Annotated in this window: 6 protein-coding genes; 3 read left to right on the forward strand and 3 right to left on the reverse strand. The window is 49.9% G+C overall.

Translation table 11 applies throughout. The features are described from left to right. Window positions 1-161: 161 nt before the first annotated feature. Together MHN01_RS11340 and MHN01_RS11345 are read left to right on the forward strand one after the other, a co-directional pair. Window positions 162-1,349 (forward strand): dicarboxylate/amino acid:cation symporter, encoded by a 1,188-nt coding sequence (locus MHN01_RS11340; RefSeq protein WP_239411450.1) that lies wholly within the window; start codon window positions 162-164, stop codon window positions 1,347-1,349. 80 nt (window positions 1,350-1,429) lie between these two features. Next, complete coding sequence (locus MHN01_RS11345; RefSeq protein WP_239411451.1) at window positions 1,430-3,115, forward strand: NAD-dependent malic enzyme; 1,686 nt, start codon at window positions 1,430-1,432, stop codon at window positions 3,113-3,115. A gap of 120 nt (window positions 3,116-3,235) precedes the next feature. On the opposite strand, the gene MHN01_RS11350 is transcribed toward MHN01_RS11345, so the two are convergent. From MHN01_RS11350 to MHN01_RS11360, 3 genes are all read right to left on the reverse strand, one after another. Then, the gene (locus tag MHN01_RS11350) at window positions 3,236-3,865 is read right to left on the reverse strand and encodes a LysE family translocator (RefSeq protein ID WP_239411452.1); all 630 of its coding nucleotides are present in this window, start codon (window positions 3,863-3,865) and stop codon (window positions 3,236-3,238) included. 53 nt (window positions 3,866-3,918) lie between these two features. After that, on the reverse strand, window positions 3,919-4,782 hold the full coding sequence (locus MHN01_RS11355) for an SMP-30/gluconolactonase/LRE family protein (protein WP_239411453.1): 864 nt from the start codon (window positions 4,780-4,782) through the stop codon (window positions 3,919-3,921). Window positions 4,783-4,867: 85 nt separating this feature from the next. Then, a complete protein-coding gene (locus MHN01_RS11360) occupies window positions 4,868-5,323 on the reverse strand; it encodes a GNAT family N-acetyltransferase (RefSeq protein WP_239411454.1) in 456 nt (151 codons plus the stop codon). A gap of 277 nt (window positions 5,324-5,600) precedes the next feature. Here MHN01_RS11360 and MHN01_RS11365 point away from each other — a divergent pair. Beyond that, window positions 5,601-7,234: ABC transporter ATP-binding protein (locus MHN01_RS11365; RefSeq protein WP_239411455.1), on the forward strand; the 1,634-nt coding region annotated here is incomplete at its 3' end.

Consider the following 7,234-nt stretch of genomic DNA (forward strand, 5'->3'; position numbering starts at 1 on the left):
ATACCATCCAGATGCAACATCAAAAAATAATTATTCACCCTTAGTATTAACAAAATAAATAACAAGATAGGCACACGTATATCTATCGTTTAATTCAATAAGAAACAAACCATCAAATTATTATAAGAAACCCGTATCCTAATAAATTAAAGGTCAATAATATGAACTTAATCATTAAGTTATTGTGTGGAATATTAATAGGCATACTCATGGGGATGTTTGCCCCAGAAATAATCGTTCAAGCACTGATAACAGTTAAATATTTGGTTAGTCAGCTAATCAAATTTACCATCCCGTTATTAATCCTCTTCTATGTTACCAGCGGCATTGCCAGCCTGCCGAAAAACTCAGGCAAATTACTGGGCAAGACCGTTGGTCTGGCTTATTTATCCACCTTAGGCGCAGGTATTATTGCTTATATGGTGGCAAAGAGCCTGTTCCCTGCTTTGCTAAGCGGTGCCGGTGAGCTCCCAGAAGCCGAAACTGTTCTTTCCCCATTTCTAGCGCTTCAGATCCCGCCAGTCATGAACATTATGACGGCACTCAGCATTGCCTTTATTTTTGGCCTTGGGATCTCCAATACCGGTGCCGAGCAACTAAGAAAGCTCAGTGATCAGGGCCGCGATATCATCGAGTTATTCCTTAATAAAGTCATGATCCCAGCGCTACCCTTCTATATTGCTGGTGTCTTTGCCGACATGACCATCAAGGGCACGGTATTTGCCACACTGAAAACATTCAGCCTGGTGCTGCTTGCTGTTGTCGCCATGCACTGGTTCTGGTTGAGCTTCCAGTTCGTCACCGCTGGCGTGGCTCTGAAAAAGTCACCGCTGACCATCCTGCGTACCATGATGCCTGCGTACTTTACTGCTGTCGGAACAATGTCTTCGGCTGCAACAGTGCCGGTTACCTTGCAACAAACCAAGCGTAATGGCGTCTCGAACTCTATTGCCAACTTCGTTGTTCCACTGTGTGCCAACATCCACATGTCAGGCTCGGTGATCAGTATCGCCAGTGTTGCAGTTGCCGTCATTATCATGACCGGTGCAGGTCCGGTTCCTAGCCTGCTTGAGGCCCTGCCGTTTATTGCCATGCTTGGTATCACTATGGTGGCAGCACCAGGAGCGCCGGGCGGTGCTGTAATGGCCTCTGTCGGCCTGCTCGGCTCTATGCTGGGTTTCACTGAAGAAATGATTGCCCTGCAAATTGTTCTTCATCTGGCGCAAGACAGCTTCGGCACTGCCTGTAATGTCACTGGCGACGGTGTCATTGCCCTGCTAATTGATAAAGTTTCCGACGCACCGGAAGAGGCTGGAGAGGAGTTAATTCCCGTCGAAGAAACAGCCTAACCCCCCCCTTCACTGCTGGTTATCACTGCAAGGGCTGTTTTTAACAGCCCTTGCTTTAAAACAATAGGATTCATTGCAACATGTACGAAAACAATAAAACGCTATACCTCCCTTATGCCGGTCCAGCCTTGCTCGAAAATGCACTGCTTAACAAAGGAAGCGCCTTTTCGCCAGAGGAAAGGCAGAACTTCAGCCTGACTGGGCTGCTACCGGCAACGATTGAATCCATTACCGAGCAGGAAGAGCGGGCATACAGCCAATACCAGACGTTCAAAAATGATCTGGATAAGCACATCTACCTGCGCAATATCCAGGATACTAACGAAACCCTTTACTACCGATTGATCGTCAATCATATCGAAGAGATGATGCCGATCATCTATACCCCGACCGTCGGTGCTGCCTGCGAGAAGTTCTCGAACATTTACCGCCGCGGCCGTGGGCTGTTCCTCGCCTACCCCGATCGCGGCAGTATGGTGGATATTCTCAATAACGCCGCGCGCCAAGATGTGAAAATCATTGTGATCACTGACGGCGAAAGGATCCTCGGTCTTGGCGATCAGGGGATCGGCGGTATGGGCATTCCAATCGGCAAACTGGCACTCTATACCGCCTGTGGCGGCATCAATCCAGCCAACACATTACCGATTGTTCTGGATGTCGGTACCAATAACACTCAGCGACTATCCGATCCTATGTACATGGGCTGGCGCCATCCCCGTATCACCGGACAGGAATATGACGACTTTGTCGAAGAGGTGATCCAGGCAGTGAGAAGCCGCTGGCCAAATGCCCTGATCCAGTTCGAGGATTTCGCCCAAAAGAACGCCATGCCTTTGCTTAATCGTTATAAGGACAAAGTCTGCTGTTTTAACGATGATATCCAGGGGACGGCAGCAGTGACCGTCGGTAGCCTGCTTGCAGCCTGTAAAGCCGCAAATTCCAAGCTATCTGAACAGCGTGTCACCTTTGTCGGTGCCGGTTCTGCCGGATGTGGTATTGCCGAAGCCATTGTGGCCCAGATGGTCTCCGAAGGCCTGAGCGATGATGAAGCCCGTGAGCGGATCTTCATGGTTGACCGCTGGGGACTGCTCACCGACAACATGCAAAACCTGCTCAGTTTCCAGCAAAAACTGGCACAGAAGAGTGCTACGGTTGATAAGTGGAATGACACCGACAGCATTTCACTAATGGATGTGATCAGCAATGCCAAGCCGACTGTACTGATCGGAGTATCAGGCGTACCCGGGTTATTCAGCCAGGAAGTGATCACCGAGATGCATGCCCACTGCAAACGCCCTATTGTACTGCCCCTTTCCAACCCGACCAGCCGCGTTGAAGCCACACCGTCAGACATTATCCGCTGGACAGAAGGTAATGCGCTTATTGCGACCGGCAGTCCGTTCGACCCGGTTCTGTTTGACGGTAAGAACTACCCTATCGCCCAGTGCAACAATAGCTATATTTTCCCGGGGATAGGTCTTGGCGTTCTGGCCAGCGGAGCAAGCCGAGTCACCGACGAAATGCTGATGGAAAGCAGCCGGGCGCTGGCTGAATGTTCGCCGTTAGCCCAAAACGGACACAGTGCCCTTCTGCCACCATTGGAAGCGATTCAACAGGTATCTCGTCACATTGCCCTGGCCGTCGCCAAGAAGGCAGTAGAGCAAAACAAGGCACCGAAACGCAGTGACGAGCAACTGCTAGAAAAAATAGATACAACCTTCTGGGAGCCTGAATACCTGAAGTACAAACGTACTGCGCTCTAAAGCCACCAACAGCATAAAAGCCAACAGTACACACCCAATCAATCCCTGCCTAAAACAGCCAACCCTCAATGATGAGGGCTGGCTGTTTATTTCTTCAGATGGTTATCATGGACTGTAGCATTAGCTCGCCATCACTTTTATCCCGAAGAGAGTAAACAGTCCCCCGGTCAGGTAATCGATCATATTTGAAGCCCGGCGATAGAACTGCTGGGCAGACGGTCTAGAAAAAACAGTCACCAGAAACAGGTGCCAGACAAGCGTGATCCCGCCCATTAGGGCCATACTCATCAGGGTCAATTCTGTCGTCATCGTTGCAGGCATCGCTACCGAGAACAAACTGACCACAAACAGCCCGGTCTTGGGATTTATCATACTAGTCACAAACGATAGCCGAAATAACTGTACTGGCTTTAGCGGGGTGAGGGTCTGGCTTACCTCCAACCCTTTCCCGTTCTGTCTTCTGGTCGCAATGATTCGTGTGACCCCGAGATAGAGCAGATACATACCGCCCGTAATCTTCATCACGGTAAACAACCAGGGAAATGTCTTGAGCACAATTAATAACCCGGACGCCCCCAGCGCTGCCCACAGCATCACAGCGATACTCACACCAAATGCCGACCAGATGGCTAACCGACGCTTAAATCGCAATGCCGTGTTCATCGTCAGCAACACATTGGCACCGGGAGTTATCGCTGCCAGCACCCAAATCACAATGATATTCGCTGCAACGTCCAAGTAGTTCGCCATGCTGAAAAGTCCTTTCTTTGCTTAAAATCGATAAATGCTTTCAGTAAAAACAACTAGATAACGGTCACCAGCGGTTCTTCTATTCCCTGCCACTCGACACTGGCTGTCAACACCACACCGGTATCAGAGTCACTGGCAGCACTGGTCACCACCAGCTGATTTCCCTGCTCACCGCCGAGCGCAACCATCGTCGGGTTATCAGCCGGAACGGGAACCACATGCGTTACCTGGCCTTCGGTATTGATCCGCAAAACAGACTTGCCTGCATACATCGCAACCCAGTATCCACCGAGGCTATCCACGCAGGCACCATCCGGCCTACCTTCAAAAACTGACAGGTCAGCAAATTCCTCACTCTCACCATAGGCTCCGGTAGCAGGATCATAGTCAGTTCGGTAGATCACACTGGATCCGGTATCCGCCCAATAGAGAATCTTGCCACAAGGAGAAAAAGCCAAACCGTTACAAGTCCATGCATACATCGGCATGGCAGCCAACTGATCTTCGCCAGTCAGCTGGTAAAACTGTCCTTTATCGCCGACTTTTGCCCCGTTTCGGGTACCGGCGATAAAACGCCCTCCGGGTGCTGCCCTGCCATCATTGAAACGCATACGGGGATGTGTCTTAACCAGTAGGGCTATCAGTTGCCTATCTGCATTCCAGTCCGTTAATAGATAAACACCTGATTTCGTTGCAAGCACGTAACCTTCTTCCTGCCACATCGCCACACAGCCAAGCGGTTCATCCCAACGCCTCACGGCCAGTTGGTTATCGCGATAACGCCACAGCTCACCATTGGCAATATCAACCCAGAACCAGGATTGATGACGCCAATCCCACCGGGGACATTCTGCAAGCGTAAAATCATGTTCAACCAGAGGCTTAAAATCCAATGCCAATTGCCGGGCTTCTTTCATGTCAAATCCTTTGCCTGTCATGTTTTCAATGAACAACCCTTACTCGAAAAGAAACGGTCATTACAAGGGCAGTGTAACGCTAAAGCTATGCAGTTAATTCCTTATCTTGGCGCTGTTCTGGAGCAATATCACCAGATGCAAGATCGACCGCCATTTTAAAATAAGGCACATCGCCCTTATAAAACCGCTCACCAAACGGTTCCATCGCAAAGCGATGATAAAACCCTCGGGCCGACTCTCGTGCATCACACCAGAAACGAGTCATATTTTGGGTTTGCAGATCTGTCAAAATCCGCTCGATAACCAGCGTTCCTACCCCCTTTCCCTGGTATTCATGCAAAGTTGCAAACTTCCTCAGCCTGGCGTTCTGGCCGTCAATAAACACCGAGGCGACACATACCAGCTTTTCGTCAAAGGAAGCCCCATAGTGCATCCCTGCTTCATCTTCTGGTACCCGGCAGAAATCGACCGATTTGTCCGGCCAAAGTACCCGGTGGCGAACAGGCAATGTCTGCTCTGCAGTAATAAGTTCAATCTTCATGGCGGGGGTTCTCCAACATTTCTTCGACTCAATAAAGCAGAATCAGGCAAGTATTAAATAGAATCAGGGCTTAATTCTAACATTATCAAAATGTACAATGGGCTTTATTACTGGGCGTTTATTGTACGACAAGTTCTGATAAAGTAACTTTGTATTTGTTTTAATCACCCAGACCCTTTGAAGCTGCGATTACCCATATCGTCGCCTTCCCTAGCAGCAACAACCGGCTTGGCCGGCTTTAGCCTCAACAATAAAGCTCGACTGGAAACTTCATTCTATGTACAAACGATTTGAAAAGCTGTCATCAGCATTTCCACCGCATGAACCCGAACAGCCACCCAATGGTTTATTCGCGTTTTGCCGCTACTACACCCGTGGGTTTGAACTCCCGCTTATCGCCATGTCCATTCTTAGCGCCCTTATCGCGATAGTCGAAGTGTCTCTTTTCGGGTTTATGGGACAATTGGTTGACTGGCTGGCAACTCACAACCCGGATACATTCTGGGCAGAAGAAGGCGGCAAGTTGATGGCCATAGGCCTGTTTGTGCTGATTGTTGTTCCCCTGCTCATTACCCTGCACTCGCTGATCGTGCACCAGACTTTGCTCGGCAACTACCCGATGTCTATTCGCTGGATGGCTCACCGTTATCTGTTACGCCAGAGTATCTCGTTCTACCAGGATGAATTTGCAGGCCGTATTGCAACCAAGGTTATGCAGACGGCACTATCTGTACGTGAAACGGTAATGAAGCTGTTGGATGTACTGGTCTATATCTCGGTGTACTTCACCTCAATGGTCGTAATGATTGGCCAGTCAGATTATCGTCTGATGCTGCCAATGCTGCTCTGGCTCGCCGCTTATATCGGTATTCAGTTGCGTTATGTGCCGAAGCTCAAACATGTTGCTACCGAACAGGCCGATGCGCGCTCAATGATGACAGGCCGCATCGTAGACAGCTATACCAACATCTCAACCGTCAAGCTGTTCTCCCATACCAATCGTGAAACCGAGTATGCCGAGCAGGGTATGAGCGGATTCATGGATACGGTCTATCGCCAGATGCGTCTGGTAACAGGGTTCAATATCTCGGTCGAAGCCATTAACTACCTCCTTGTTTTCGCCATTGCCGGTCTGTCAATTTGGCTATGGATGGATTCCGCTATCACCATCGGGGCAATCGCCATTGCGGTCAGTTTGGCATTGCGTATTAACGGCATGTCCAAGTGGATCATGTGGGAAGTCGGCGGCCTGTTCGAGAACATAGGTACTGTAGTCGACGGAATGAAAACCCTGGCCCAGCCGGTTACTATCGAAGATAAACCCAACGCGCCTAAACTAGACGTCAATCAGGGTGGTATCCAGTTTGACGATGTCAGCTTCCATTACGGTGAAGAAAAAGGGGTTATCGAAAAACTAAACCTGAACATTAAACCCGGCGAAAAAGTCGGGCTGGTCGGCCGCTCAGGTGCCGGTAAGTCGACCATGGTGAACTTGCTGATGCGATTTTATGATGTCGAGTCCGGTGCAATCCGAATCGACGGCCAGAACATTGCTGACGTCACCCAAGACTCGCTACGCGGACAAATCGGCATGGTGACTCAGGATACCTCGCTGTTACACCGCTCGATCCGTGACAATATCCTATACAGCAACCCGGATGCCACAGAAGAGGACCTTCTGGCTGCAACACGCAAGGCTCACGCCCATGAGTTTATTACGACGCTAACCGACCCCCACGGTAACACAGGTTACGATGCCCAAGTAGGTGAGCGCGGGGTAAAACTCTCTGGTGGACAGCGCCAGCGAGTGGCTATTTCACGTGTGCTGCTAAAAGATGCCCCTATCCTGATCCTCGACGAGGCCACATCGGCACTCGATTCCGAGGTTGAGGCTGCAATTCAGGAAAGTCT

Origin of the sequence: Photobacterium sp. OFAV2-7, assembly GCF_022347985.1 — a bacterium.
Lineage (GTDB): Bacteria > Pseudomonadota > Gammaproteobacteria > Enterobacterales > Vibrionaceae > Photobacterium.